The sequence below is a fragment of the Methylobacterium gnaphalii genome, assembly GCF_007992215.1.
GTDB lineage: Bacteria > Pseudomonadota > Alphaproteobacteria > Rhizobiales > Beijerinckiaceae > Methylobacterium > Methylobacterium gnaphalii.
The window spans coordinates 29,201-53,778 of record NZ_BJZV01000007.1; the positions used below are offsets into that span (position 1 = coordinate 29,201).

The 24,578-nt window shown below is 64.4% G+C and carries 34 protein-coding genes; 5 read left to right on the plus strand and 29 right to left on the minus strand.

Annotation, left to right across the window (positions count from 1 at the left end):
* Nucleotides 1–23 precede the first annotated feature (23 nt).
* Complete coding sequence (locus MGN01_RS08055; RefSeq protein WP_170245877.1) at nucleotides 24–617, plus strand: hypothetical protein; 594 nt, start codon at nucleotides 24–26, stop codon at nucleotides 615–617.
* Between the two features lie 445 nt (nucleotides 618–1,062).
* Here the strand turns inward: MGN01_RS08055 and MGN01_RS08060 are convergent, their stop codons facing one another.
* The 4 genes from MGN01_RS08060 to MGN01_RS08075 form a co-directional block, all read right to left on the minus strand.
* On the minus strand, nucleotides 1,063–2,355 hold the full coding sequence (locus MGN01_RS08060; protein ID WP_147046087.1) for a Y-family DNA polymerase: 1,293 nt from the start codon (nucleotides 2,353–2,355) through the stop codon (nucleotides 1,063–1,065).
* Nucleotides 2,352–2,807, minus strand: coding sequence for a LexA family protein (locus MGN01_RS08065; RefSeq protein WP_170245879.1), 456 nt, complete (start codon nucleotides 2,805–2,807; stop codon nucleotides 2,352–2,354). Before MGN01_RS08065 ends, MGN01_RS08060 begins: the two co-directional genes overlap by 4 nt.
* Nucleotides 2,808–2,875: 68 nt before the next feature.
* A complete protein-coding gene (locus MGN01_RS08070) occupies nucleotides 2,876–3,115 on the minus strand; it encodes a hypothetical protein (RefSeq protein WP_147046088.1) in 240 nt (79 codons plus the stop codon).
* A complete protein-coding gene (locus MGN01_RS08075) occupies nucleotides 3,112–3,315 on the minus strand; it encodes a hypothetical protein (RefSeq protein ID WP_147046089.1) in 204 nt (67 codons plus the stop codon). Before MGN01_RS08075 ends, MGN01_RS08070 begins: the two co-directional genes overlap by 4 nt.
* A gap of 99 nt (nucleotides 3,316–3,414) precedes the next feature.
* Between MGN01_RS08075 and MGN01_RS08080 the strand changes: the two genes are divergently transcribed.
* The 3 genes from MGN01_RS08080 (at nucleotide 3,415) to MGN01_RS08090 (ending at nucleotide 4,585) form a co-directional block, all read left to right on the plus strand.
* Nucleotides 3,415–3,666, plus strand: a complete 252-nt coding sequence (locus MGN01_RS08080; RefSeq protein ID WP_147046090.1) for a hypothetical protein — start codon at nucleotides 3,415–3,417, stop codon at nucleotides 3,664–3,666.
* Nucleotides 3,667–3,734: 68 nt separating this feature from the next.
* Nucleotides 3,735–4,346 (plus strand): thermonuclease family protein, encoded by a 612-nt coding sequence (locus tag MGN01_RS08085; RefSeq protein WP_238257540.1) that lies wholly within the window; start codon nucleotides 3,735–3,737, stop codon nucleotides 4,344–4,346.
* Nucleotides 4,347–4,360: 14 nt separating this feature from the next.
* A complete protein-coding gene (locus MGN01_RS08090) occupies nucleotides 4,361–4,585 on the plus strand; it encodes a hypothetical protein (protein WP_147046091.1) in 225 nt (74 codons plus the stop codon).
* A 127-nt stretch (nucleotides 4,586–4,712) separates the two neighbouring features.
* On the opposite strand, the gene MGN01_RS08095 is transcribed toward MGN01_RS08090, so the two are convergent.
* The 18 genes from MGN01_RS08095 to MGN01_RS08175 all read right to left on the minus strand — a co-directional run bounded on the left by MGN01_RS08095 (nucleotide 4,713) and on the right by MGN01_RS08175 (nucleotide 18,297).
* A complete protein-coding gene (locus MGN01_RS08095; protein WP_147046092.1) occupies nucleotides 4,713–5,138 on the minus strand; it encodes a hypothetical protein in 426 nt (141 codons plus the stop codon).
* A 90-nt stretch (nucleotides 5,139–5,228) separates the two neighbouring features.
* Nucleotides 5,229–5,636 carry a hypothetical protein gene (locus MGN01_RS08100; protein ID WP_147046093.1) on the minus strand — a complete coding sequence of 136 codons (408 nt, stop codon included), beginning with the start codon at nucleotides 5,634–5,636 and terminating at the stop codon, nucleotides 5,229–5,231.
* Nucleotides 5,633–5,899 (minus strand): hypothetical protein, encoded by a 267-nt coding sequence (locus tag MGN01_RS08105; RefSeq protein WP_147046094.1) that lies wholly within the window; start codon nucleotides 5,897–5,899, stop codon nucleotides 5,633–5,635. The genes MGN01_RS08100 and MGN01_RS08105 overlap by 4 nt, the downstream gene beginning before the upstream one ends.
* 2 nt (nucleotides 5,900–5,901) lie before the next feature.
* Complete coding sequence (locus tag MGN01_RS08110; protein WP_147046095.1) at nucleotides 5,902–6,618, minus strand: lysozyme family protein; 717 nt, start codon at nucleotides 6,616–6,618, stop codon at nucleotides 5,902–5,904.
* An 88-nt stretch (nucleotides 6,619–6,706) separates the two neighbouring features.
* Entirely contained in the window at nucleotides 6,707–7,240 is a 534-nt protein-coding gene (locus MGN01_RS08115; protein ID WP_147046096.1) for a sterol desaturase family protein, read from the minus strand.
* Nucleotides 7,237–7,581, minus strand: a complete 345-nt coding sequence (locus MGN01_RS08120) for a septal ring lytic transglycosylase RlpA family protein (protein WP_147046097.1) — start codon at nucleotides 7,579–7,581, stop codon at nucleotides 7,237–7,239. The genes MGN01_RS08115 and MGN01_RS08120 overlap by 4 nt, the downstream gene beginning before the upstream one ends.
* 189 nt (nucleotides 7,582–7,770) lie before the next feature.
* On the minus strand, nucleotides 7,771–10,170 hold the full coding sequence (locus MGN01_RS08125; RefSeq protein WP_147046098.1) for a ubiquitin-activating E1 FCCH domain-containing protein: 2,400 nt from the start codon (nucleotides 10,168–10,170) through the stop codon (nucleotides 7,771–7,773).
* Nucleotides 10,155–10,490: a hypothetical protein gene (locus tag MGN01_RS08130; protein ID WP_147046099.1), complete on the minus strand. Its 336-nt coding sequence runs from the start codon at nucleotides 10,488–10,490 to the stop codon at nucleotides 10,155–10,157. The genes MGN01_RS08125 and MGN01_RS08130 overlap by 16 nt, the downstream gene beginning before the upstream one ends.
* A gap of 123 nt (nucleotides 10,491–10,613) precedes the next feature.
* Nucleotides 10,614–11,282, minus strand: a complete 669-nt coding sequence (locus tag MGN01_RS08135) for a hypothetical protein (protein ID WP_147046100.1) — start codon at nucleotides 11,280–11,282, stop codon at nucleotides 10,614–10,616.
* Nucleotides 11,283–11,312: 30 nt separating this feature from the next.
* A complete protein-coding gene (locus MGN01_RS08140) occupies nucleotides 11,313–11,759 on the minus strand; it encodes a hypothetical protein (RefSeq protein ID WP_147046101.1) in 447 nt (148 codons plus the stop codon).
* A 14-nt stretch (nucleotides 11,760–11,773) separates the two neighbouring features.
* The gene (locus MGN01_RS08145) at nucleotides 11,774–12,916 is read right to left on the minus strand and encodes a glycine-rich domain-containing protein (RefSeq protein ID WP_147046102.1); all 1,143 of its coding nucleotides are present in this window, start codon (nucleotides 12,914–12,916) and stop codon (nucleotides 11,774–11,776) included.
* Between the two features lie 59 nt (nucleotides 12,917–12,975).
* The gene (locus tag MGN01_RS08150; protein ID WP_147046103.1) at nucleotides 12,976–13,764 is read right to left on the minus strand and encodes a YmfQ family protein; all 789 of its coding nucleotides are present in this window, start codon (nucleotides 13,762–13,764) and stop codon (nucleotides 12,976–12,978) included.
* Nucleotides 13,764–14,822, minus strand: a complete 1,059-nt coding sequence (locus tag MGN01_RS08155; protein WP_147046104.1) for a baseplate J/gp47 family protein — start codon at nucleotides 14,820–14,822, stop codon at nucleotides 13,764–13,766. The genes MGN01_RS08150 and MGN01_RS08155 overlap by 1 nt, the downstream gene beginning before the upstream one ends.
* Nucleotides 14,823–14,834: 12 nt before the next feature.
* Nucleotides 14,835–15,359, minus strand: a complete 525-nt coding sequence (locus MGN01_RS08160) for a phage GP46 family protein (RefSeq protein WP_147046105.1) — start codon at nucleotides 15,357–15,359, stop codon at nucleotides 14,835–14,837.
* 7 nt (nucleotides 15,360–15,366) lie between these two features.
* Nucleotides 15,367–16,029: a phage baseplate assembly protein domain-containing protein gene (locus tag MGN01_RS08165; RefSeq protein ID WP_170245881.1), complete on the minus strand. Its 663-nt coding sequence runs from the start codon at nucleotides 16,027–16,029 to the stop codon at nucleotides 15,367–15,369.
* Nucleotides 16,026–17,138: a phage baseplate assembly protein gene (locus MGN01_RS23465; RefSeq protein ID WP_170245883.1), complete on the minus strand. Its 1,113-nt coding sequence runs from the start codon at nucleotides 17,136–17,138 to the stop codon at nucleotides 16,026–16,028. The genes MGN01_RS08165 and MGN01_RS23465 overlap by 4 nt, the downstream gene beginning before the upstream one ends.
* Before the next feature lie 3 nt (nucleotides 17,139–17,141).
* Complete coding sequence (locus MGN01_RS08170) at nucleotides 17,142–17,816, minus strand: hypothetical protein (RefSeq protein WP_147046107.1); 675 nt, start codon at nucleotides 17,814–17,816, stop codon at nucleotides 17,142–17,144.
* Nucleotides 17,817–17,820: 4 nt separating this feature from the next.
* The gene (locus tag MGN01_RS08175; protein ID WP_147046108.1) at nucleotides 17,821–18,297 is read right to left on the minus strand and encodes a DNA circularization N-terminal domain-containing protein; all 477 of its coding nucleotides are present in this window, start codon (nucleotides 18,295–18,297) and stop codon (nucleotides 17,821–17,823) included.
* Between the two features lie 57 nt (nucleotides 18,298–18,354).
* Between MGN01_RS08175 and MGN01_RS08180 the strand changes: the two genes are divergently transcribed.
* Nucleotides 18,355–18,753 carry a hypothetical protein gene (locus MGN01_RS08180; protein ID WP_147046109.1) on the plus strand — a complete coding sequence of 133 codons (399 nt, stop codon included), beginning with the start codon at nucleotides 18,355–18,357 and terminating at the stop codon, nucleotides 18,751–18,753.
* 12 nt (nucleotides 18,754–18,765) lie between these two features.
* Here MGN01_RS08180 and MGN01_RS08185 read toward each other — a convergent pair whose 3' ends face one another.
* From MGN01_RS08185 to MGN01_RS08215, 7 genes are all read right to left on the minus strand, one after another.
* Entirely contained in the window at nucleotides 18,766–20,928 is a 2,163-nt protein-coding gene (locus MGN01_RS08185; RefSeq protein ID WP_147046110.1) for a phage tail tip lysozyme, read from the minus strand.
* 129 nt (nucleotides 20,929–21,057) lie between these two features.
* Nucleotides 21,058–21,384 carry a phage tail assembly protein gene (locus MGN01_RS08190; RefSeq protein ID WP_170245885.1) on the minus strand — a complete coding sequence of 109 codons (327 nt, stop codon included), beginning with the start codon at nucleotides 21,382–21,384 and terminating at the stop codon, nucleotides 21,058–21,060.
* Between the two features lie 2 nt (nucleotides 21,385–21,386).
* Nucleotides 21,387–21,746, minus strand: coding sequence for a phage tail tube protein (locus tag MGN01_RS08195; RefSeq protein WP_147046112.1), 360 nt, complete (start codon nucleotides 21,744–21,746; stop codon nucleotides 21,387–21,389).
* A 71-nt stretch (nucleotides 21,747–21,817) separates the two neighbouring features.
* Nucleotides 21,818–23,344 carry a phage tail sheath C-terminal domain-containing protein gene (locus MGN01_RS08200; RefSeq protein WP_147046113.1) on the minus strand — a complete coding sequence of 509 codons (1,527 nt, stop codon included), beginning with the start codon at nucleotides 23,342–23,344 and terminating at the stop codon, nucleotides 21,818–21,820.
* 7 nt (nucleotides 23,345–23,351) lie between these two features.
* Nucleotides 23,352–23,606, minus strand: coding sequence for a hypothetical protein (locus tag MGN01_RS08205; protein ID WP_147046114.1), 255 nt, complete (start codon nucleotides 23,604–23,606; stop codon nucleotides 23,352–23,354).
* A gap of 29 nt (nucleotides 23,607–23,635) precedes the next feature.
* A complete protein-coding gene (locus tag MGN01_RS08210; protein WP_147046115.1) occupies nucleotides 23,636–24,226 on the minus strand; it encodes a hypothetical protein in 591 nt (196 codons plus the stop codon).
* Entirely contained in the window at nucleotides 24,223–24,576 is a 354-nt protein-coding gene (locus MGN01_RS08215; protein ID WP_147046116.1) for a head-tail joining protein, read from the minus strand. Before MGN01_RS08215 ends, MGN01_RS08210 begins: the two co-directional genes overlap by 4 nt.
* Nucleotides 24,577–24,578 lie beyond the last annotated feature (2 nt).

Genomic DNA, 24,578 nt, shown 5'->3' on the forward strand with positions numbered 1-24,578 from the left:
GCAATCCAAAAGGAACAAGGGCAGTGACCGAAGGCGATACCAACAACCGATCAAATGTCCTTGAAGATAACATCCACTTCAAAAATCTCGCAGCATACACGAAACTTAGAAAGGATATCAGCGAGGTATTTCATGCCAAAACCGCAGACGCACAGAAGTTGTCGACGGAATTCAGTAAACTGATTATTACAAATTTGCAGTTTATCAATGCAGGAGGATTGCTTGCGGTCCCCAGTCTGTCGACGAGCTTTCTCGGCCTATCTCAGCTGCAGCACTGTGAAAAAATGCTGTATCTCGGCTTGCCGATGGCAATATTCACTATCGGGTTACTCAGTGCATCGCTTTCGGCGCTGTTTACGTACTTTAACTACCAAGCTGTTGCACAGAACAATATGTATATTGCTGCCGAAGCTCTGCATGTTGTAGACGAAGCGCTACCGAACATGCCGCCCGAAATTCGTGCGTCTAATGAACTGACGAAACGAGAAGTTTCTTCGAAACAGGCCATCTCTCAACGTTCAATACGCCGAAACTACTACTGTGCTTTCATCGCGGGGTGGACGTCGATTGGATCGTTTATTGCCTCCTGTATTCTCTTGGCGGCGTTCTCTAGATAAATAAGAAACAGATCGCCAATGCGCTTCCCGATGCCTAACCATCCATTTGATTTCGAAATACCGGATGATTGGCTCAGCGGTCTCTCGCTCCCTACTACTGTTGTTCCAGCATTAGCATTCCTTCCATCATCGCAAAGCACAGCTATCCCGCTTATTGATATTGAGCCCCCTCGGCGCGTGCCGTGGGTCGAATTAGACTGGCGAGGATTTAACCGAGTGCGATTCGTCCGAGTCCTAACAAGGATGATCTCGCGACAGGCAATCGACCCGGTGCAGGTCATAAAAGTCCTGCGGCCGGAGTTTCCGCCCTACCCATACGAATATCGAATCTGCAACGGATACCACCGCTACTTTGCATCCATTGTTGCGGGATTTGACTGTCTTTCTTGCAAGGTCGTTGAGTTCTGCGACGTCGAATAGGGATGACCACAGGTTTGGCGCGCTTTCAGGCCAGTGCGACGGGTAATTCGTCAATCCGCGTTGTGTAGCGCGGCGTCCGCATCTCGAACTTCGTCGACCAGCCGGCCCGGGCCCGCTCCAAGCCAGCCCGGGCCGGAACAACGGCGCCGCGGCCGAAGCGGGCGTTGCAGGCATCCATCGCCGCCATCACAGCGGCGCCGTGCTCGCGATCGAGCTGACCGATCAGAGCGCGCTGGCTCGCCGCCAGCGGCACGAGGTCAACGGTGATGACGCCAGCCTTGCTGTATCGCCAGGGCGGGTCGCCCTGCGGACGCCAGGTCCGCGCGACGCCGTGCAGCGCCGCCTTGATCAGGACCATGCTGTCGTTCGAGGCTTCCGGCAGCGTCACCACCGTCGAGACCGAGCGCTGCGGACTGTCCCGGTCGTGCTCCGAGGTGTGGAAAAAAACGGTCACGTGGTCCGTGCCGAGGCCCTCACGCCGCAGCTTCTCGCCGAGGCGCGTCGCATGGGCGGCGACCGCTTGCTCCAGGCTCTCGCGGTCCTCGATGCGGCTGCTGAACGAGCGTGTCACCGCGCAGCCCTTACGTTGGGCCGGCACCTGTTCAAGCGAGAGACACGACAGCCCGCGCAGCTCGTGGATCATGCGCTCGCCGACCACGGTCAGCGCCTTGCGTACCGGACGCGGGTCGAGGTCGCGGAGATCCGCGACGGAGTCGACGCCCATCGCTTCGAGCTTCGCCAGCGAGGCGCGGCCGACGCCCCAGAGCTCGCCGACATGGATGCGCGGCAGCCAGAAGTCGTAGACTTGTCGGTCGGTGAGATCGCAGACCCCGCCGAGTTCGGCGACCGACTTGGCAATGTGATTGGCGAGCTTCGCCAGCGTCTTCGTCGGGCCGATGCCGACGCAGGTCGGAATGCCCGTCCAGGCGCGGACTGTCGCGCGGATGTCACGGGCCAGGGACTGCCGATCGCGCTCGAGCACGTCGGACAGATCCAGGAAGCTCTCGTCGATCGAGTAGACCTCGACGCGCGGCGCGGCGCTCCGATAGATCGCGTTGATGCGCGCCGACATGTCTCCGTAGAGGGTGTAGTTCGACGAGAACACGCGCACGCCCTGCGCGCGGCAGAGATCGCGGATTTTGAAGTAGGGGTCGCCCATCTTGATCCCGAGCGCCTTGGCCTCGGGAGTGCGGGCGATCGCGCATCCATCGTTATTGCTCAGCACGATCACCGGCACGCCGGCGAGCTTGCCGTCGAAGACCCGTTCGCAGGAACAATAGAAGCTGTTGCCGTCGATCAGCGCGATCGCGCGGCTCACCGACGGCCCCGGGCGAGTGGCCGCAGCAGGCGCAGCGCAGTCGTGACCACACCCCAGACCGCGGCCTCGCCGATGTCCTCGATTGCCGTCGCTGGCAGATCAGGATTGTCGAAGGCGAGGACCGCCCGGTTGCCGTCGAGCTTGTAGCGCTTCAGCGACGAGACGCCGTCGATGATGGCCAGCACGATATCGTCGTGAGCGGGCTCGACGCTTCGGTCGACCACGACGATGTCGCCGTCGTGGATGCCGACACCGATCACGCTATTGCCGGATACCCGCCAGAGGAAGGTCGCCGGCGGATTCGGGACGAGCCATCGCGGCAGGCCGAGCGCCTCCTCCAGGAAGTCGTCGGCGGGGGAGGGGAACCCGGCGCAGACAGCCGGCCCCATGAAAGGCACATCGACGCTGCCGCGGCGGCCCAAAGGTAGGTCGTCGAGGCTGACGATGTGCACCGATATGTCTCCGAGTGAAGTGGTAGAGCCTGCTGAACGTTGCAGGCGGCCGGACGCGCGAGGCACCGCTAGTTCGGATCACTGGGCTCACCGGAGCCGATGGTCCTGAGTCGATCGCAACCGGCCTGCGTGAGGAACCATGCAGTCTCGCCGCCAGCGAGGATGCTCGGCCTCACCTCGACGTAGCCGTACACGACGAGCATTGGCACGACGCGCGGGTAGGCCTTGCGACGAAGCCCGGCTGGATTCACCTTCAGCGCGCGAAGGGCACTGATCTGCCGCCGCTTGAGCGGCGGCCCGCCCGTCACTGCTCGGCGGACGAGCCGCGGGTGTAGCCGCGCGAGACGAACCGCGACTTCCGGTTCAAGCGCCGCTCGACCTCACAGAGATCTGCGAGGGCATCGCGCACGACGAGCCGCAGCGCGACCGCCGGATTGCCATCGGCTCGCACCAGATAGCTGTCGATAATCGCGTCAGCTTCAGTGATTTCCTCTGCGGCCACTCCCATCGTCCCGACTCCCCTGCTAAGAACAGAAAGAGAACAAACAGACCTGGCGGCTTCGGGTCAAGGCGACCTTTTGGGGCCTGTGGAAAGCGGGGACGAACCATGGCGATCAAGACCACGCACCTTGTGCAGAGCTTCATCATCAAGCGCAAAAAGCTGATCCCCGGCGACCGCGAGGTGTCGCCGACTGAGAGCGGTGCGCTCAAGCGTGCCGAGGCGATGGCAAAGCGAATCCCCGGCACGGCCGCGATCCGCGTGATGGCCGACGACGAGACCGGCGAGTTGGAGAGCGTGTCGATCCTCGGTCAGTTTGGCGAGGTACCTGACGATTTTGCCGAGCAGCTGCAGGGATGATGCGCTTCGTAGCAATCTTCCTGGCTGCAGCAGTTGCTGCGGGAGGATCAGCAGCTGTTGAACCGATCATGGGTCGTGCCTCGGTCATCGATGGAGACACGATCGAAATCCGCGGCACCCGCTTCCGCCTTCAGGGCGTCGACACGCCGGAAAGCGCGCAGCTCTGCAAGGACGCGTTCGGGCGAGATTATCGATGCGGTCAAACCGCAGCGCTCGCGCTTGCGGACAAGATTGGCCAGGGCAACGTGTCCTGCGCGCCGATCACTACGGACCGCTACGGTCGCACCGTTGCGGTCTGCTTCCTCGGCCAGCTCGACCTGAACCGGTGGCTTGTCGAGCAAGGGTTCGGCATGGCGTACCGGAAGTACTCGACGGCTTACGTGCCGCAGGAAGAGGAAGCCAAGGCCGCCAAGCGCGGGATCTGGCAGGGCGCTTTCACGCCGCCGTGGGACTGGCGGAAAGGTGATCGCATCGGACCAGAGGGCTTGGTCGTCCGTCCGGAGCACAAGACTGGCGCCTGCGATATCAAGGGCAACATCAGCCGAAAAGGTGATCGCATCTACCACCTGCCCGGGACACGCGCCTACGAGAAGACGGTGATCGACGTAAGCCACGGCGAGCGCATGTTCTGCTCGGAAGCTGAAGCTCAATCTGCAGGTTGGCGGCGAGCCCGTCGATAACTTGGAGCATTCCGATGAACGACCTCGTCAAGAACCTGAAGAGCTGGTGCGAGGATCAGCGCCAGATCATGGCCCGCTCAGTGGAAATGATGGAGCAAGGCATCCTGCGGACCGGTGAGCGTCGCGACAACGGCGAGCTTAAAGACACCACGCAACAGTCGCTGGCAGACAACCGCAGGTCGATCGCCGAGCTCGATGATCTTCTAAGGCAGATCGACGAGGATCATCCGGCCTCCTGAAACGCAAAAAGCGCCCGCCACCCCGGGGAGGGGCAGCGGGCGCGGATCGCGTCGGCAGAGCGAGAACCTGGACTTACGGCGACGGCCGGTTCCAGCTCGCGACGCGAGGGTGTTGGCGGACGTCAGATCAGGGTTGGCGCAGTTTCTCGATGCGCGAGCGAAGCGAGGTGGCCTCCGCGTCGAGTACCGAAAGTTCGTCGTTGATCTCGGCCGAACGGCGATCGAGCGTGGCCCGGCTGGCGACGTCGGCTTTGGCGATGAGGCTAGCGGTAGCTCGGCTCTCGTAGCGCAGGCGCGCTTTCTGCTGGACGACGGATGAGAGCTGCAGGTCGAGTGTCGTCGCCGTAAGGCCCTCGATCCTCTTGGCCGTTGAGGCATTCGAATCGTCGATCGACTTCTGCACCGCGGTGATCTTCCCTTCGACGAAGGTCTGCGTCGCCGGCAGCGGGCCGCCCCAGGCGACGTATGCAGCGATCACCGCGCCGCCGCCGGTGAGCATGGCGGAGCCGTTCTTCACGTACTCGACGACGAGCGCGACAGCTGGATTGATCATGATGGCCCCCAGGCCGAGGAGCGCCGGTTTTCCGGTCGCTCGAGAACGAAAAGGCCCGCGAAACTTTCACGGGCCTAAAGCGTGACGGCATTACGCCTTCAGCAGCCGGGCGGCGCCCGCGCGGGCTAGTGTGGTGAGGGGCGAGGAGACGAAGAAGGCGGTCAGGATCACGCTCTCGACGGGCACGTACTCAGCCGGCAGCGGCGTGACGGGCCAGCCCAGGGCGAAGGTGTGCGAGATGCACGTCGCTCCGAAATGTACCGCCGGCGGAATGCCGATCCCGTAGACAAGCCCCTTGAAGGCCGGCGCGATCGCGGCCTTCGCCTGGTTCGCGGCGATCTCCGCCTGGACCATGGCGATAGCCGTATCCTTGTTCGCGGCCGTCGACGCATCGAGATGCTGAAGGATCGGCTGCAGGATCGAGTTGCCGAAGACGCCGAGGATGCCCTTGGCGATGATGCTCCACCCGCCGGTGAAAAGACCGAGGAGCCAGTTCATGGGCGCGGGCCTCCGGGCGGCAGAGCGCGGCCGAGGCCGAGCGCGTAAGCGTGGGACATGGCCCGAGCGACGGCGAGCAGCGCAGCCCACTTCGCGCCGGGCATCCAAGCCGGCAGGAGCGTGGTGACGTCGACGCCCGCCAGCGCGTCGAGCATGTCAGGGAGCGCGATTACCAGCGCGAGGAAGTAGACCTTCCAGCCCCTTACGGCTTCGGCCCAACGATGCAGGCGCAAGCGCGCTCGGAAGAGGGGGCGGTCGAACATCGTCAGGCCTTCAGCGCGTTGTGGACGGAGGAATAGAGCCAGTTCAGCGCGCCCTTCGTGGCAGCGCCGGTCGCCTGTGCTCCGGTGCGGAGAATGCTCCCGGACGGCGCAGGCTGAGCAGCGACAGCCATCGCAGCGGCGGTCGGAATGACCGAGTGCTCGGCCGCGCGCAGAGCGTCGACGAAGTGGCCGCAGTACGCGGCGATCAGGTCGTCATCGTCGGTACCGTTGATGATGTGCCGAGCGCCGACGGCGTCGTACCGGCCGCCGCTGAAGTAATCCGCAAGCTTCTTGCCGGTGAACCAGCCCTCGATCATGCCGTAGAACAGGATCGCAGCCGCCACATCGAGGCGCATCGCGAGTGCGGGCGTCTTCACCAGGTCCTCGGCCTCGGAGATGATCTTCAGCTCACGCAGGCGCAGAGTCGCTTTCCGATAATTGTAGTCCCAGGTCAGCTGCACGAAGCCACGGCCCCAGAAGCCGGTCGGCCCGTACTTCTTGCCCCTGCCGCGGCCGTATTCCTCGATCGGCTGCATCGTGCGCGCCGTCTCGTGGAAGGTGGTCGCCAGCGAGTAGCCGAGCGACGTTGTGCCGAGCAGCGACGGCGCCGCGTCGAGGATCGCCTCCATGCCGGCGACCTGCTTGGACGAAAGGCCCTTGCCGAATGGCGCGCTGCGCACAGCCTTGTAGAAGGCAGCGCGATCAAGGCTCGCGGCCATGGAAGTCTCCGGATTGTCGGGTGACGGATTTGACTACGGGACCGCGGCGGACTTCGCGCGATATAAAAAGCGGCGCCCTGGCAGCGGCTTAGCGCGTGGGCGAGATTTGCGTGTGATTTGACCGGATCGGCCGATAGGTGCCGAACACCCGATCCCAGGCCGTCGTCACGACACCGAAATTCGCCTCGACGCCGCGGTGATGCGCGACGTGCCGAAGCTTCAGCGCGTAGAGCGGATGAGGGAGCGTGAGACCTTGAACCGAGATCGTGGGCCCAACCCGCCAGTGGTGCACGGCGTGGTGCGCGGTGATGTAGGCAAGATATCCGAGCACGAAGCCGGCGAGGATCCCGGGCGGCAGCACCAGGGCGAGGCCGCCGAAGATCAGCAGCGAGTGCCAGGACGTCACGCCGGTGCGGCTGGAGGGCTTGGCGTGGTGCTCGTCGTGCGCCGGCCGGAAGAAGGGCAGGGCGTGGAAGGCCCAGCGATGCAGCACGTACTCGGCGAGCGTCCAGGCAAGTGCGCCGACAGCGACGCCGACGAGCGAGCCACCGCTGACAGCGAGCAGCAGCAACGCGATTACCGGCATCGTGACGAAGTCGGCGTAATAGGCGAGGCGACTCATCGGACCACCTCGAGGCGGACGTGGCTCGTGCCGGAGACGCCGATCGCGTGCGCCGCTCCGTGCGCTAGATCGATCGACCGGCCGGCGACGAACGGACCGCGATCGTTGATTCGGACGACCACCGAGCGGCCGTTTGCCTGGTTCGTGACCCGCACCCGCGTGCCGAAGGGAAAGGTCCGATGCGCCGCCGTTAGGCCGCCAGAGTTGAACCGCTCGCCGTTGGCCGTGCGGTGCCCCTGAAAGCCGGGGCCGTACCAGGAGGCGATGTCGGCATGCGCGGGCGCACTCGCGAGCACGAGGCAGGCGAGAGCGGCCCGCAGCACGAGGTGCTGCAGGAGCATCAGGTTGTTCCGGGTTGAGAGGGGGACGTGCGCTACAGGTGGGCGGCGATGGCCCAGTCTCGCCTTGCAGCCCTTATCGCCAGCCCCGCGGTGAAACCGAGCTCGACCGTGTGGGCCGACGTGACGATGGGATAGAACGCGCGGACCGCCGTCACCGCGACTGATAGCAGTTTGGTTCGCTGATAACCGCTATTGCGCGGCGCAGAGTCCCGGAACCGAGATCGCGAAGCTCGTCGGATCCTGCCGGCTCTCCGTGCCTGGGTTCGCCATGTTGTTGTAGTTGAAGATGTAGCGGCGCGACGTCGGCGTCCGCGAGGCGGTGTACTCGTGGGCCGAGTAGGAGGCGCCGCCTCCGCTCGTATCCGCAGACACGATCGACTGCTGATCCGAGTTCGCGGAATTGGAGTAGACGGTGTAATCGCCAACACCACTCCGTGTCACGCTCGCGATGTTGTAAGAGCTGGCAACAACTGTCGGAACGCCGCCTGAGACTGTCACGGTGCCAAACTGGCAGGGCAGATATGACTGCCGTGTCGTTCCGTACGGATTGATGACATTGAAGTAGTAGTTGCTGTCGCCCGTGAAGCCGGCGAAGTTGCCGGAGATATCGCTGTGCAATTGCAACGCGGGCGTACCCTTGGCGCCCGAGTTGTGCATGTTCGCCTGGCCGACCACGCCTGCAACCGATGTGACGAGGCCTTTCCCGGTGTCGAGGTAGAGCATTGACGCGTAGTCGTTAAGCGCGGGCAGGATGCCGAAGCCGTTGTACTGGAGCTTAAGCCCCTCGACGGTGTTGCGCGGACCACGGAAGCGGAGGCCATAGCGGTACGGCAGATCCACCTGGATCCCGCTCATGTGGTTGTCGCCGCCGAGATCGAAAGCGGCCCAGAGCTCGCCGTCTTGGCCGAAGTTGTAGAGGTGGGTGAAGGCGTGCTTGCCGTCGTAGCCCGCAAGGGTCGGGCTCGCAGCACGTCCGATGCGAACGCCTCGCCACGCGCCACCGATGGTTTCGGCATCGGTGTGGTTTGCGTCGTAGACGCCGATCTGATTGCGGGGGTCGGTGACTTCCAAATACTCAACCGCGAGGCCGCCGGACACGTAGGCTTGGCCCGCTGCCGTCGTATCGACACCCGTGAGCGAATACGTCGTCGGCGATAGGACCGTGATCTGGAAGATGCCGTTGGCGTTCGATGCGCCGCGCTGGTCAGCAATATGGACGTAAGCACCGGTCGTGAGGTTGTGTGTTCCGACGGTAGTCACGACGGCCGGGTTCGCTTGGCTGATGTTGGAAATCCTGCGCGCCAAGCGGTTCGAGTGCATTGTCTGCGCGACGTCGCCCGACACGAATGTGCCGAAGCTGGTTGTGTCGACGTTGCGCAGCGTGAAGGTGGTCGGGCCGGTGACGTCGATTTCGTAGCTCTGCAGCCCGAGCTGCGTCATGCCCGCGATGTAGCTCGGGAAGAAGACGACGCGCCCTGTCGAGAAGCCATGGGGGTGCGCCGTCGTGACGACGGGCGTCGTGCTCTTGGTGATCGACGCGATCGGTACGCTGGTGTCGTCACGGTCAATATCGACATTGATCAGGACATGGCCGGCGCTCGGCTGCGGTGCGGCCGGGTCGCCAAGCTGGATACCGATGTGCTTGACGTTCCGGACCTGTAGCCGCGAAGTCTGTCCTTCGAGCGCGAACGGAATCTGGACGCCGGTGTCAGCCAGGAAGTTCGCATCCCACATGCCACCAACGATGTCGGCGCGGCGTAGGATCTGGCTGAAATCGGAATCCTTGTCGCCGAACCGGATCATATGATCGATTGGCGCCATGGTCTTGATGTAGGCGCGGCGGTCAGCTTCCCAGCCGGGGGCGGCGTGGGTGACGTTATCGTAGGGGCCTACGCGCGAGTTCAGTGCGGTCGTGATGCAGTAGAAGCCGGCCGGAATGTACCAGCCAGCGCTCTTCGCGGCAGACGCCGTCATCATGGCCTGCATGGGGCCAGAGTCGTCCGAGCAGACAAACATCCGACGGTTCATGGCCGAGAGCGTGGTGCCCGGCGCGGACGCGAGGGTCAGTGTCTTGCCGTTGGCGGACACGGCCGAGATGGTGGTGATGAAGTTCTGCGCATTCGCGCCGGCGAAGGGCAGCTCGATCAGCTTACCGACGTCCGCGGCCGAGAAATCGGCATACGACATCGTAACGGTCGGAGAGCCCGCTGTGGTCGTATAGACCGCGTAGGATGCGCGCCCATCAGCCTTGGCGCCGAACATAGCAGGCGTGAGGCGGATTGAGCGGAACAGGTCGGAGAACTGACGTCCGATCGTGTCGCTCGGGGCCTGCGGCTTCTGGACCGCGCTGAGTCCGGACGCATCGCCGCTCGACCCATTGTCGTTCGACGGCAGCGTCAGGATGTCGGGCGTGGCGTTGTACTTGTTGTTTTGAAAGCGCCCGATGCGCGGACCGCCCGGGAGGTAAACATTGTTGCTGCTGTCGATGCGCGGCGCCCCGAGCTGCTGATCCGCGCATACCGGCGCTGAACAGGCGAGCGCGACGAGAGCCGCGAGAAGCGCACGCTTGAACATCAGGATACCGTCCACCGGCTCGTTCCGTTTGCGTGAAAAATCAGCTTTTGTCCGGGCACGACCATATCGATGGTTGTGCTGCCGACGATCGTCTGTCCGATCATAGGTTTGACCGTAATCGGAAGCGTCGTTGAGCACTGCCCTGTTTCATCAGCGATGTAGAGCGGTTGGCCGACCGTGTAGAGGGACGCGTCTGGAAGCGTCATGGCGATGGGATGCGTGAGGCCGACGATGCCAACGTAGGCATCGGTCGTCTGGATCGCGTAATCGACATCGTTGACCGGATGCCGTCCAACCATCGCGCCACCTGCGGGTCCGGGAGGCCCCGGAACCATGCTAGGCGGTCCCGGAGGACCTGGCACTGTACTGGCTGCACCCTGCAAGCCGGCCGGGCCTGTCAGGACGATCGGCGTGCCGGCCGAACCAGCGTTCTGCAAAACAGCCATTCGAGAGCCCGGCTAGGGAAGAAAAACCACGCCGTCGACGTGCTCGATCGTGCCGTAGAAGGCCGTCACGGTGCGGCCCTCGGCAGTGGCGAGGATGTCGTAGACGTAAGTGTTTGGCGGCAGACGATCGCGCGCCATCAGGGTCTTGGGCACCACCATGGCGACTTGGCCGCCCGTCGTTCCGACGGCGATCGTCGGCATACTGCCATCCGTGGGCGACGAAGTCGCGGCCAGAGCCACGTTCGCGGTGGTGCGTGTGAGGCGTGCCTGCAGCGTGAAAGCGATGCCAGTGATGTCAATCGGAGCAGGCAGGATCGCGATCGCGAAAGTGTCGCCGATCTCGAATGGCTTCGCGCCAACACCGCTTGCTGATGTCAACGTCAGGCCGATGCCGCCCGCGTTGAGAGGCAGCCCTACGACGCCCGGCGTCAGGACGCCGTTGGGATGTTCGATCGTATAGCGAGGGACTCCCTCGATCGACGTGATCGAAAGGATGTAATGGCCCGTCACCGCCTGCGGGGCTACAGCATCGATGATCAGCGAGCCGTTTCCGGCGTTCGCTGCGCCCGCGACGATACCGCCTTGCCCGGCCTGCCATACGCCTAGGCCATCGAGCCAGTCGGAATTGGTCGCTGTGCGGAAATGGATCTCGCGCGGCTGAATTGCCGTGATGTTCGTCATACCCATCTCGCGAGGCCAGAAGGCAGCAGATCAGATGCCGATCGTGGCAGCCGAGGTGAAAAGCTCGTCGACGACGCTGGACGATAATCCGAGCGCAGCGGCGATCTGGTTCACGTAGACGTTGTCCCGCATCCAAGTTCGGGCGTCGGAAAACCAGATCTGCGTCTGTACGTCGGCCTGGTCGACGAGTGCCTTCGCGTCGTCAAAGAGCGACTTGCCGTCCGTTTTGCCGGGGGTCAGGGTCAGCTGGATCTTGGCCTGCGCGCTCGACACGATGGACGGCACGGTCGCCGGTGGAGGCTGAGGCTTCGAGAACGAGCCGCTCACGTAGAGGTCGCTCTCCTTGACCGTGTTGGAGCAGACCACGAGTTCCTGAGCAAACGAGGGCGTGTAGACGTCGACTCCAGGAGTAAGGGTATCGTCCAGGGTGATGATCTCGCGAACGACACCGTTCACGACATGCGCGAAAGTCTGCATCTGAGCGGCCTCGATCAATACTGAATGTAAATTGCACCGTCGGCGCCGGTACCGCCCTGCTGCACAGGACCGGTGTACCAAATGCCGCCACCGCCCGACCCGGGCGCGACGCCGTCGAGCACGCCGCCGGTGTTCTTTGTCGCGGTGCGGCCACCGCCGCCGAAGGCTGAGGCAGCGCCCTGGCCGCCCTGTGAGTCGCTGCGATACGGGTTACCGTCGCCGCCGTTCGACCCATAGAGATTGCGCTGGCCGCCGGATCCGACGCCCGGCGTTCCACCAGGTGCGCCCAAGTTGCCGCCAGTGCCGCCCGATCCGCCCGTCGCCTGCATGAACGAGCCGATCGAAGTCGTTCCGCCTGTCCCGGCCTGTTCGGCATTACCGTTGGAGCCGCCAGCGCCTTTTGCCCCGACGATCAGGTTAATGACTTGGCCTGGCGTGACTGAGACCCAGCCTGCCGCGTAGCCGCCGGAGCCTCCGCCGCCAGACGCCCACGTCGCGCTCCCCGCGCCGCCGCCACCGCCACCGCCTGCCCCGACGCACTCGCAGAAGATCCAATAGACGCCGAGCGGTACCGTGAAGGTGTAGGATCCTGAAACAGCGAATGACTGAAGGTTGCGAGGGGGCGAGTAGGACGAATAGAGCCCGATGATCTGGTACTTGCCGCTCGCCGCGTCCCACGCAAACAGGCGTTTCGAGCCTACCTGAAGGTCGCCCGGCTGAAGCGCCGATCCATCGGCTCGGACGATAGGTCGTACGCCGATACCATCCGCGTTGAGCGTTGCCGCGCCTGTGTTCGTCGCCGCCGGCGCGACCTCGATGATCGTGCCGTCGACGAGCGTCGTGATGCTGGGAGTGACGTCGACGACGATCTGGTTAGCCGACCCAGTGTCCGTCCCAGCGTGAACGAGCGACTGCTGCGGCGCCACTGCCGCAGCTGCTTTTTGCATCGCCTGCCACAGCTGCGTCAGGTCATCGTTGCTCGGCTGCAATCCTGCCAGGGTGATCGCGCCGACGATCTCACGCTGCGGGAATTCTATGGCGGCAGCGCGAGGGATGGATCCCGAAATTCCAGCCGACGGGTTGCCGTCTACGTAGGGAGCGTTCGGGTTGGTCTGGTCGTACGGCTGATTGTAAAGCAATGGCTTACGCTCCGGCACGCAGCCGCGATCCGCCGCGAAAGCGGCATCGGACCGGCTGCGATCAGCGAGTGGGAGGGCTAGTAGAGAGGGACGCTTTCGGCCGGCAGCGGATCGCCACCGTGCTCGATGATCGTCATCAACCGGTCTGTGCCGCAGTGATCCTCACCGCAGCGGAAGAAGATGTACTCCTCGTAGCGAGGAGTGACGTTCTCGTAATCGAAAACGATCTCGGTCTGCGCGGGCTTGTAGCGCCGGAAGAGACACTCAAGATCAGTGGCGAGGCTGAACCTCACCATCGGATCGATGCCGCACTGACCGGATCCGGTCCGGAACCAACTGACGCGTTGACCGTAGACGCGGATCTTCCAGTAGAAGCGGATCTCAGGCGGTCCAATTTCCCAGCGATACTGCTCGCCGTTGGTGCCGGTCTGGCGGGTGTCTCCGATCCGGCTGACACCGCACATGAAGGGCGAGTACTCGACGATGCGGATGACGTAACCGAGCCGCATCGCCACCGCGTAGAAGAAGGCGCGGGACTGGCCACCTTCCGCGGTGATCTTCTCGACGAGGAGCAGGCGTCGCTCCTCGATCGTCAGCTCTTCATCGACACAGGGCTCCGGAAGGCCGAATGCCCTTTCCCATTCCGACAGAAGCTCAAGCGTCGAGCGCGGATCGGCCTCGCGCTCGAGGAGATCGGCCGCTCGAGCGTCAACCGTCGAGCCCCAGATTTCCGCCTGGCCGCGCAGAAGGCGCATCAAGTCGCTGCCAGGGTCACGAGGCCATGCCGCCCCGACGGGAAGCAGGGATGCAAAGGCCTCGGCATAGTCGTCGCCATCGCGGCGAACGTGGCGATCAGGCTCGGCCATCAGGCGTAGAGAATGTTGGCCAGCACTGCCATGTGACCGGCAGTCGGCATGACAGCATTGTCGAAGTCGAGATCGTGATGATCCTCTCCGAGGGCGCCGCTGATGGCCTCGTCGATCCAGCTCCGATAGATCGTTTGGCCTGGAGCGGCCCGATCGGCCAGCGCAGCACGCACAGCCGCTTCGATCGCGACGCGCGTCGATGGCGTGTCGCGGCTAAGATTGCGGATCGTCATCGCAAGGGGCTGCGCGAGAGGCGGCTCTACGAAGAAGTCCTTCACCGCGACTGGTCGCACCGTGTCCAGCTGGGTCCGGACCGCCAGGATGTCGTCGGCGTTGGGAAAGCCGCCTGAGTTCGCCCGCAGCTGATCGCACATAAACCGAACTGTAACGGTACCGATTCCCATTTCGAGCGGCGCGACCCATGCGCGGGTAACGCCGGGAACGGCCAAAACCCATTGCACGTAATCGTCGGCGTCACCGCCCATCGGAGTCCTGCGTATGCGCAGGAGCACGCGAACCCGCAGGTCATCGTCGCTCTCGGCATCCGCTCCGCCATCGATGAGCGTGACAGCCGCCTGAGCATCGATGCCGGCGATCGCTGCCGTCAGCGAGAGCAGCGCCCCCTGATCGCGGTTTCCGACAGCCCCGGCACTCAGGCAGCCGACATTCACGGAGCTCGCGCCATTGCCCACGAAGGTGTCTGTGGTGGTCTGATACTGCACGCCGTCCGAGGTTGCGAAGATCGAACCGGCCGGCAGCAGAACGCCGGGCGTCCCGGTGATCGAGATGGCGCCGCTCGCGTAGGTCGCAGCCTTGCGGCCGCCGAACAGGATGTTCGCCCAGCGATCGAGCCACTCCCTCTCGGCCTGATCGGGCAGGAAGTTGCGGGCCAGCCAGGCGAGATAGAGGATGTTGAGATATGCGCCGCCGGCGTTTTGATCCGATAGCACGCGCAGGGCACTGTTCGGGACAGTGGCGTCGGCGCCCTCGAGGTAGGCAGCCAGGTTGTCACGGTTCATCCGCCGGACGGCGGGAAGGTCCGGCAGCTGAAACGGCATGTGTGGTGGGCCTCAGCCTATCGGAGCTGATACAGCGACGCCCTGCCAGAGATCGGCAAAGCGCAGGTCCAGGAGCTTCTCGTCGCCTCGGAACAGCACGATCTGCGCGCTGATCGTCTCGATGCCCATGCGCACCACGGTGACATCGAGGCGGCTGGCGATCTTCCGATCCAGGAATGGCTGGAGCGCTCCGCGGATGTAGTCCTCGATCTGAACGGTGGTCGCGCCCTTGCGGGCGGCTGCACCGGTGATGCTGGTCCGCCCGAGAAGCCAGAGCTTCGAGCCGATCGGCCAGCCGTCCCAGATCTCGGCGGCGTCCAAGTCGCCCCACCAGCCGCGGCGATCAGTGTCCCGAGTATCCGGCAGCGCGTCGTCAGCGCCGGCGAGGGCGTCGGTCATCAGGGCGATGGTTACCGCCGTAGCGAGCTCGTCGGATGTGTCGAGCTGGCCGACGGGCGTCAGCAGGAGATCCAGCGTCACGGCCTCGAACGGCCGACCTGGCGAGGAGCCTTTAGGAGCGACGCGAATGTCCGTCATCGAATCCTCAGGCCGTCTTCACCGCCGAGCCGCCCGAGAACACGCTGGATCCGGCCAGCTTGGTCGCGGAAGTGATGTCCGAGGTCGCGGAGACCGCGCCCTTCACGTCGACGTCGCCATCCATGATGTGCTTGCCGCCGGCGCCGGGTTTCGAATGGATGTTGGCCCCATCCATCGTGAAGCTCGCGCCGTGCTTGTTCGAGACGGTCACCTTGCCCGACGGCTCCTGCACGACGCTCGAGGTGACGTTGCCGTCCTTGTCGACCGTGTTGTGGGTGATCGTCATCGGTGACGTGTGCGTCACGCCCTTCTCGTGCATCACGGTCTTCTGACCGCGGTGATCGTGGTGAGCGACGTCGCCGGGCTTCAGGTCCTTCGGCCGATGGCGCCTGTCGGCGACACCGATCGCTATCGGATGATCCGGGCTGCCGCCGAGATAGGCGATGAGGACCTCAGCCTGGTTCTGCTCCTGGTCGTCAGGCTTCAGCGGGACGCTCGAAAAGCCGTAGGGATGCCAGTGCTCCACGTTGGTGAATTGCTCGCCGAAGCGGCCACGGATCGTGACCTCCTGCATCTTCGGCTTGTCGTCGGCCGAGACCAACGTGGCGCGAGAGATGCCGAGGTAGGAACGGCGTGCCGCGTCGTCGCCGCCAGAGCGCAACGTGCTCATGTATAGGCCTCGGGTTGCGCATCGCTGGCGGATGGATTGAGAAACCCGTCGGACTGTTGCCCATCGGGGTTCTTGAGCTGGAAGGCGCCGGCATTCACCAGCTCGATCGCGGTGGTTGTCTGACCTTCGGGCGACTGCGCGTAGGTGTAGCCCCAGAGCTTCAGCCGCATCTGAGGATTGGCAAGCGGGAACAGCATCGGCGAACGCACAGTCGCCCAGTCGCCCAGGTCCCAGAGCGAGCCGCTGGGCTTCAGCCATCCCTGATAGGACAGCGTCACACGGACCCTATCCGCCTCGAGCGCAGCCGACTCCATATTGGTGCGCAGCTGCAGCTCTTTCTGACCGAGCGGCATCTCGGCAAGGACTTTACGGCTAAGCCCTAGACCGGAGCCACCCGAGAGTTGCGACTTGGCCGAGATCTCGGAGGCCTTGCGCCCAAACAAACTGTCCGAGCCGGACTGCTGCGCATTCATGATGACGTTGTCGACAGACGGATCCTCGATCGAGCAGTTCGCGGAAAGAATGTTGACCCCTTCCTGGAACATCGCTCCGTCGCCGCCGTCGCTGACGCCGGCGACGTAATTGCCGGCCTTGTCAGCGCGGAGCCACAGCCCTCGCTGCCGGCATAGGCGCGAGATCGCGTCGAAGGGTGTCTCGCCGTAGCGGATGACAACGTTCGGGAACGGCGTGTCCCAGCCGCTCGGACCGTTCTCGACGCGGAAATTCAACCCGTGTTGCTTCAGCAGGCGGTTGGCGATCGCATCGATCTTGTATCCGCGGAACTGACCAGTGCCCGCCTCGGCCGAGCCATAGACCGTCCGGCCGGCCTTGGAATAGCCGACGATCTGCACGGCGTGCCGGTTTGAGTCGAAGGCCGCCTGCCGCGTCTTGATGTAGCCCTCTTGGATGACGACCTGGCCGGCCATCGCGATATCGACGCGCGAGCCGGGCAGGAGCCGCTGGAGGAGCTTGTCGCTCGGCTCGGCGCAGGTCAGCCGGAAATTGCGCATCCACTCGGCATCCCAGGACTGGCTGACCTCTACGGTCAGCCAGTCGCTATAGGTGCCGCCCTCGGTGCGGACCTCGCAGATCAGATCGGCGCTCGGCATGGGTCAGTTCGACAGTGCGCGCCCATCGGCGGGCATGAAGAGCGGATGGACAACCCCGCGGTTCTCGGCGAGCAGCTCGCTGGACCGGCCGGCATCGCCGTAGAGGCGGTTCGCCAACGCGAGAAGCGGCAGCCGCGCGCCGAATGCGTAGGTCACCATTCGAGGCAACGGACGCGCCCGGCGCGTCAGATCACGAACGACGGCGGCGTGGAGCGCCGTCAGAGACCGCCAGACGCGCTGGTCGAAGCGACCGGCCGCGAAGTCTTCCGCCAGTTGGAAGGCAACGTTCACGCGCGCCAGGGCGTCGTCGATGTCCTGGCGGCTGGTGAAGGTGGTCGCCGCCAGGATGCGCGCCATCTGAGCGAGTGCGTATCTCGCCGCCGTCTGGGCGACACGCTGAACCGGAAGGTCAGAGTCCGTCACCGACTGTGCGACCGCGCGAACCCGATCCATACCCGAGAGGGTGGCACCCGCGGCCGTGGCAGCCTCGAAACACGCTCGAAGTGGCGGCCCGAAGGTTCCGGCTTGGACCTGGTCGCCGGCCGACCCAGAGAGCGCACCGCAGAGCCGTCGAAGGTCTGCGCCCGCTTGCCCTGCGCCATCGCCTCCGGAGGCGATCAGCGCCTCGAGGACGGACTGCAGGGCAGCGGCGGCGCGGCGGCGCTGCGAGTAGGTCATGCGATCAGAGCCAGTCGGTGTCGTTGCCAGCCGAGAGATCCGTGTCGTCCGAGAGGGTCGACGCGGCTGTGTTTGCGGCGGCCTGGGTATTTTCGGTGAACAGCTGAGACGTCGAGCCGCCGGCGTCGACGAAGCTGATTTCGAAGCGAGCGATACCGCCCTGCTCACGGGTCTCAATGCGCGAAAACGGAGCGTCAGGGCGCATGAACATGCTGCCGAGCGTCGGCAGGATGAGTGTGCCGCCGCCCTCGCGGTTCAACGCATCTTCGAGCGCTTCCGCCTGATCGGTGTAGTCGTCGCCGATGACGTAGGCCGAGACGACGACGCGAGTGACGCGCCGGCCCAGGTCCTCGTCGAGCGACCGCTCAGACTTGGCAAACTCGTACGTGAAGCCGCGGCGGCCGCCGAAGCGGGTGTTCGCCTCGATCCTGAAGGGCACGCCCCGGAAGGACGGCGGTCGGAGCTCGTCGCGCCAGGACATAAGGCCTCGATTGCGGTCTCATCTCGACATGCTTGGGCGGCACGCTAGGATCGCGACATGCGATACGCAGTCCTGTTCGTTTTGCTTTTCACCGCTCCTGCGAGCGCTCAGAGCGTGCCGTTCGATAAGCTGGATCTAGCGAGCGATCTCCGATTTACCGCTACGCATTGCTTCGCTCTGAAAACCGACTGGGATGTCTTCAGGCGATATCTTGGATCCGAGGGCGTCCCGTTCGATGTGTTCAATCCGAACGCGATGGAAGCTGGATATATATCAGCCGCCGACCGTAGCCATGAGCAGGATCTACAGGCTCTCGGTGCAAATGCTTACTGCAAGCGGAAATACACCCGCTACTACAATACAGGCATGTTCCGTCAGCTTTCGCCAACAGAACTCGGCGAACTGAATCGGCTTCGTCGCTTAAACGGTGGAGACGAGATCAAGCCATTCGAGTGAGATATGCCAACCTCAGGCTCGGCCCATATCCATCTGTGATCGGCCATGTGAGACGGAGGTCTCGCGGAAGAGCCCGGCCATATCGTGTTTGACCTTGGTCCCGGCTGGCCCATCCACCTTGATGTGAAGGTAGCCGTTGCCGCCTCCGCCGCTTCCGCCAGCGGGTCCTGAGGCCGAGCCACCTCGACCGTAGACCCGGTCCATAAGCGCGTCGCCAGCCTTCGACCACGGCTTTGTCTGTTCGAAACTATCCCCCATCACGTGGCCCGGGACGTTCTTGTCGCCGGCCATTGATTTGGGTTTGAGAACGCGCGGCGCTCCGTTGGGGAAGACACCGCCATCGTCGCCGGTGGCTACCGGGCCCTGCTGCGTCGGACCGACCCGCATGGCGTTCTGCACCGCGCCTGCGCGGTGGTTCACGATTGCGGGGGACTCGAACTCCCTCGTGATGGCGTTGGTGTCGGCAACCGCGTTGCCAGAGCCGCCGCCCATGAGGATGCGGCGCGTCTGCCGATACCGACCTGACATGGCCTCATGCGCCATGTAGCGCATCTGACCTTCGGCCGAGTTGTGCGCATAGCCGTTGGCCTTCAGCCAATTTAGCATGTTCGTTCGGCGGCCGCGCCCTGGGCTAGGATCACGCGCGCCATAGATGCCGTAGCCGGTGCCGTGATCATGCGACTTATTCGGATCGAGACCCGATTCCATCGTGGCCTGACCGACGAGATGGGCCGCCGCCTGGCGCAGGTTCGCTTCCGGGACACCTTCGCGGCGGAGCTGGTCCATCGCGTAAGCCATCATCTCGCCGGTGCGAGCGGCCTTCGCATTGCCTCGGCCGGATCCACGCGGCGTCGCGACTTCTCCGTTGCCATCGCCTTGGTTCGAGGAACCGAAACCGCCCCCGTGCATCCCGCCGCCGACATCGGGCGCATCCGGCGCCATTCTTGCCCCGGATCCGCTGGAGCCGGACCCGCCGCCGGACCCCAATCGGCTGCCCAAGGGTCCGGTCGCGCCTGACAAGGCGCCCGAACCGCTCCACGCGGCCTTCTGGATCAGGCTGGCGGAAGCGAACCCGGTGGTGCCGGAACCACCAGAGAAGCTCTGCTGCTGGACCGTAGCGCCTTCCTGCCGGCGCTTCTCCATGGCGCGATCGACGCCACGCTCCGCACCGCGGGCAATCGCCTCCTCGAGCTTCTTGATTTCGTCGTCGTCGCCGGCGCGATTGTTCTCGAAGTACCGGCGCTGGAAGCTGCCCTCGGGCAGGCCCTTGATGCGTCCGTCGAGCTCCTGGCGATGCTTCTTCAGGTACCGGAGTCGCGACTTGGGATCGCTCGGATCGGTCTCGATGGAATCAGCCATGCCCTCCATGAGGGTTGCCGCGCCGCCCAGCGCCGGACCGAGGACCTGGTTCTTGAGCCGATCGGCGGCCGCGCTCATACGGCCAACGCTCTGCTCAAAGCGTTTCGCCGATTCCTCGGTATCCTTGTTGAGGTTGCCGATCTGCTTCTGGACCTCAGTCAGCGCCTCGCTGAACTTGCCACCGAGCGCACCACCGATCCGGGCGACATCGTCGGTCCCGAACAGCATGCGCGAGACGCGCCGGCGCACCTCCGGCTCCGGAATGGCCTGGATGCCGTCGACGGCCTTCTTCAGAGCGGCGTCCATGTTCGGCGCGCTGATTAAGTCCTCGGCGAGTTTGCCGAGGTTCATACCCTGCAGGGAGCTATACGCCTCGCCCCATCGGCGGCGGAGGTCGAACATCGTCGTGGCGAACGACGAGACGGAGCCCTTCATCGCATCGGCAGATACGCCGAAGCGTTCCCCAAGCGAGCCGAAAGCCCGCAGCTTGTCGATCGTCACGCCCGTCTCGCGCGACAGCATCGAGAGCTGCTGCGTCGAGCTTGAGAATTTAGCGATCGCGGTCACCATCCCGCCGACCGAGAGCGCAGCGGCGAAACCGCCAACCCCGATCTTGCTCAGGATCGGATCGAACCCGCTTAGGACACCGCGGAACTTGTCCACCTCTTCCCGGGCGGCTTTCCAGTCTTTCCTCCAGGTATCGGCATGCTTGCCGGTCGCGTCGCTGACCCCCTTCAGCTCGCCTTTCAGCTTGCCGAGCGGACCGGTGTACTGGTCCTCGACTTTGGCGACGATGCGCAGGGTATCGTCAGACATCCTCGGCCTCGTTCGCCGGCGGCCGCGGCATCACGGCCAGCGTGCGGCTCAATAGATATCGGACGGTCGCCGGCGGCATCGATCCGGCAGGCTTCGAGAACGCCTGAGATTTCAGGACGAGGTGCAGCCTCAGGGCGTCGTCGACGGCATGGGCGGCTGGGCCGCCATGACGAAAAAACGGCTGAGCACCGTGCCCAGCGCAAGCAGGTCGCGCGCGGGAAGCTTCTTCAGCGTCGACATCGGCACGCCGGCGAGCTTCACTACCAAGGGAAAGAACTGCCGCTGGTCGAGGCCCTCGAGTAGATCATGCTCGAGCACCTCGTCGCCGGTCGGCTCCCGAAGGACAAGGACCTGCGTCTGCTCGCCGTGAGCCTCGACGACCTTCGACAGCTTGAACTGCAGCGGCCAGTCGATATCGCGCGGATCACGATGGGGAACGTCGTTCGCGTCTGCCATGGTCAGATCTCGTCGCAGGAGAGACCCTGCCATTCGACGGCGACCTTGCCGTCACCGGTGCTGATCTCGTGAGCGGACACCGTCCACGCGCCGCGCAGCACGTAATTCTTGCCGTTGGCGAGCTCGGCGGTCACGGTTTCGTCGACCATTGCGTCGAGCTCGGCGACCGTCAGGCCAGCGGTGGTCGAGAGGTCGCCCTTGATGAAGGGGACACGTGGCGTCTCGATGAACCCGTGAACGCCGTCCTGACCAGCAACGCCTTCGCGCTTGGTGTCGGATGGCGAAACGACGAACGACCCGCGCAGGTCGTATTGCTTGCCGTTCACCTTCACGTAGGCGACGCCGGCGAACCTCTGGCCCATGGCCGGACCTCCAAGAAAAAGCCCGCCTCAGAGGCGGGCGTCGGGATGGATGGGATTGGTGAGCGGGCCGGCTACGCCGTGGTCAGCGGAAACTGCAGCCGGAACTGCGCGAGGATGTTCAGACGGCGCAGCTGGTTCACCAGGTCCGGCGGATCGACGATCTCAAGCGTATTCGGCTCGGTACCGCGCTTCACCACCAGGTTGGCGATATAGCTGTCCGCGTTCTCTACCAGGCCGTCCGACTCCATGTCGCGGTATTCCACGACAAGTTCGGCTTTGATGGTCAGCGGCGAAACCGCCAACTGGCCGGCGCCGAGGCGCGTGCCGTCGTTCACCAGCTTGTGTCGCGGATACTTGTTCGTGATCGCCTGGCGCATGCGGGTATATCGCTCGTCGAGCGTGGCCAGCGTGGTGACCAGTTCGAAGGCGTTGTCCGCCTGGCCGTAAGCATTCTTCTGGTAGGCCGTCTGTTCGCGCAGGATCACCGGGACGTTGGTGGTGCCGCCGTAGAGATCAGTCCCCTGGATGGCGAGGCCAAGCTGCGCAAGCGCGTTGAGCTGGCTCTTGTTCCACCGGACCTCCTTCGGAGCCGGCAGGACGCCAACGAGCGGCAGCGTCTGCAGCGGCCGGGCAGGATCGGCATTGATCGAGAAGGCGGCCTGCGCGGTGTAGGCGGCACACCATTCCCAGATGGGGGAAGGGCTCTGCAGCTCGAAGGCCAGCGGCGAGATCAGTGCGGAGTTGTTCGTCGGCCCCCACAGCGACACGTCGGAGTAGCTGCCGCGCTTGGCCGAGAAGATCTGGCCGTAGCTCTGGCGATAGGGCCCCCAGCGTCCGCTGTCGGTGAAGCCGTATTCCTGGTCCCAGACCGCATAGGATCCGGAGTCGTTGAACGGCAGCCCGACGAACTTGTAGGCCGCGTCGCCCAGCGCAGCGATCGCCGAGGTGAAATCCGGCGTGCCAGTGCCGCCAGCAAGGACGTTGCCGCTCGGGTAGGTGAGGGCCAGTCCGGCCGGCAACACCTCGCCGCCGTACCGGCCGCGGTAGCTGTCCTGGACCCGGATGTCGTTGCCCGAGAGCCCCTTCCACTTGCAGGTCAGATTGACCTTGGCAGTGTTGCTTCCATCGACGGCGGCGGTCACCGGCAGGTCTGTGGCCGCCGTGATCGCGGCAGCTATCTTCGTCGCGATCGTCGCGGTGGTGTCGGCCGACACGATCCCGACCGGGACGAGCTGGCCGGCGATGTAGAGCGGAAGCGTCCCGGCGACGCTCGGCGCAGCCGTAACTGTGATTGCGCCCGTGGCCGCGACGCCGCTGGACGGCTCCGGCACGGGCAGGCAGTAGACCGGCACACTCGTGACGCCCAGGAAAAGCGCCTTGAACATGCGCGCGAGCATCGAGCCTGCCCCGAACTGGACATCGGCGTCAGCGTTCGTGCCGTTCGCGACGGCGACGTTCGGGGTTGCGGTACCGGCCGACGTCGGATGTCCGACGAGCAGAATCCACTTCAGGTTGGTCGGACTGCCCGCTTGCGACGGATCGATCTGAACGTTGGGGCCCGGGATCTTGTAATTGTCCGGGATGCTGGTGATGCCCATCGCAGCCTCACTCCTTCACGGCGGTGGCGGGGGAGGCGGCTCCGGCCGGCTTCGATGCCTTGACCGGCTCGACCGGAGCGCCGGCGTCGTGCAGTTCCTCCAGGAGGCGGATGCTGCCTTCGTCGCGTAGGCGGAACGTGAACTGGTCGGCGGGCCAGCGGGCGGTGCCGTCGGCCTCGAAACCGAGGCCCGAGGGGAAGTGCTTGAGCGCAAGGAAGCGCTCCTCGGTCGCCTCAAGGGCGACCGTGGCTTGGGCGGCCATGGCTGTCTCCGGATGGGGCGGCGAGGCCGCTAGTCGTCAGAAAATTCGATGCGCCCTCGGATGGCGAGGGCCTGCGCGGAGGAGCCAGCCGGCCTTCCGCTGAAGGTGACGAGTTCAAGCTCGTCGTCGAGGACCGGTTTGTATGCCGTCCGCGACCGGAAGGAGATCTCGAGGCGCCCTTCGGCGAAGTACGTCGCGCCATCCTGCGGGAACAGACGGCCGCGGCGAATCCGGGTCACTGCCTCGAACAGTGGATAGCGCTCCGGATCGTCTGGAGCCTTCGACAGGTCGACGCCGCGCACGAAGGTCGGATCGCATAGGAGCGTCGAGCGGATTCGGTCGACGAGATCGTCGAGGTCCGCGTCGAGAACGTCCGGCATCTCTTCACCCGTCACGAGCGAGATGCCGACCGTTATGTTCGACAGGAAGCGGGGCTCGCCGACATTGTCGTCGTCCTCCGGCGTTTCTGTCTCGTCGATCAGGATCACCAGAAGGGCCGGGAGATCGCTCTCCTGCAGCTGCGGCCGCGGCTGTCGGCGGACCGAGGCTACGGGAAGCCAGGAGAGACCTGAGAGCCGCTCGACGATGGCCTCGCGGATCAGGGTCGAAGGCGAGCTCATTGCTGCGGTTTTCCGCGCTTCAGGGTCAGCACGGCGCCGCCCTGGCCGTCGAGGTCAATGTCATCGATCCAGAGCGAGCCCTCATCCGGATACGATCCGGCGGCGGGGATGCGCAGGACGGCGCGCTTCTCAGGCGGATATTTCCAGTCCGACAGACGGATGCCGAACATGATCACCGAGGTGTTGAGACTCTCACCGCCCTCGAGCGCGATGTCGACAGCGCGCTTCGTCCAGACACCGGTAGCATCGAACGGCTCGCGAGCGGGCTGCGAGGCGAGAGGTGTCACCGTGACCGGACGCCCAAATGCGCCGACCGTTGGTCCGAGCACCAGGGCGCTGAAGTCGATCACGG